Below are 959 nucleotides of genomic sequence, written 5' to 3' on the forward strand. Positions count from 1 at the left end.
CGGTTTTTACTACAACACGACCGCCGGGAATACGCCCGGAAACAATTATCCGATCAGTTCGGCCGGGGCGCTTCTGGTGATTTATGATGGCAGCACCCGCTGCGTTCAGGACTATACGCTGTACGGAAATGGTGCCCCGCGCAAATTCGTGCGCAGCAATGCCGCGACCGGATGGTCCCCCTGGCGCGAACTGTATTCCTCGGGCAGTCTTCTGGGCAGCGTGAGCCAGAGCGGCGGGGTTCCAGACGGCGCGGTGATCGAACGCGGCAGCAACGCCAATGGGGCCTATACCCGCTGGGCAGATGGCACCCAGATCTGTACTCACAGCCTGAATCTGGGCAGCCTTATTCAGGGGGGCAGCGGTACGCGGTCAGCACCCTACCTGACCGCCACAACAAACTGGACCTATCCTGCCGCATTCTCTGCGATACCTGCCCTGTCCGGCATCGTTACAGCGACCACGGGCAACGCGTATGACCGGGCCAACTTTTTGATCGCGCAGTCGGGCAGTGCCACAGCTTCGGGGAACATCAACGCAATCCGAGCGACCGATAGTGCGGTAGACATCAGCCCGACCGCAAACCTGACCGCCATTGGCCACTGGTTCTGAGGAGAAAGCAGATGCAGATTACCCTGATCCCGCAGCGCCGCGACGAGGTTCTGACCCTGTCCAGATCCGGCGACGTGTTGACAATCAACGGTACGGATTTCGATTTCACCGGTCTGACCGAGGCCGAGACGATGCCGCGCTCCGGGCTGGGGTGTGACTGGCTGGCCGCCGACGTCACCCGAACAGGTGGCGTTTTGCAGCTGTCGTTGATCCTGCCGCATGGTGCGAATGCGCAGGAACAGAGCCTGTTTCCCGCCCCGATCACGGTTGTCGCTGACGGCCCGATCACCGTGCCGCCGCATGATCGCGGGCCGGATGAAGCCGGGTGAAGAAAGCGCTACAAGCGGAG

At 61.7% G+C, this 959-nt stretch carries 2 protein-coding genes; both read left to right on the forward strand.

The features are described 5' to 3' along the window. Nucleotides 1-610 (forward strand): pyocin knob domain-containing protein (locus TG4357_RS19445; protein WP_233487431.1); only part of this gene is annotated, 610 nt, incomplete at its 5' end. A gap of 11 nt (nt 611-621) precedes the next feature. Next, on the forward strand, nt 622-939 hold the full coding sequence (locus TG4357_RS04790; RefSeq protein WP_058261740.1) for a hypothetical protein: 318 nt from the start codon (nt 622-624) through the stop codon (nt 937-939). Nucleotides 940-959 lie beyond the last annotated feature (20 nt).

Source organism: Thalassovita gelatinovora, assembly GCF_001458355.1.
In the GTDB taxonomy this organism is placed as follows: Bacteria; Pseudomonadota; Alphaproteobacteria; order Rhodobacterales; family Rhodobacteraceae; genus Thalassobius; species Thalassobius gelatinovorus.

Bases quoted from the DNA above. Each gene is read 5' to 3' on its own strand.
- TG4357_RS04790 (WP_058261740.1), top strand. From the start codon at position 622: ATGCAGATTACCCTGATCCCGCAGCGCCGCGACGAGGTTCTGACCCTG.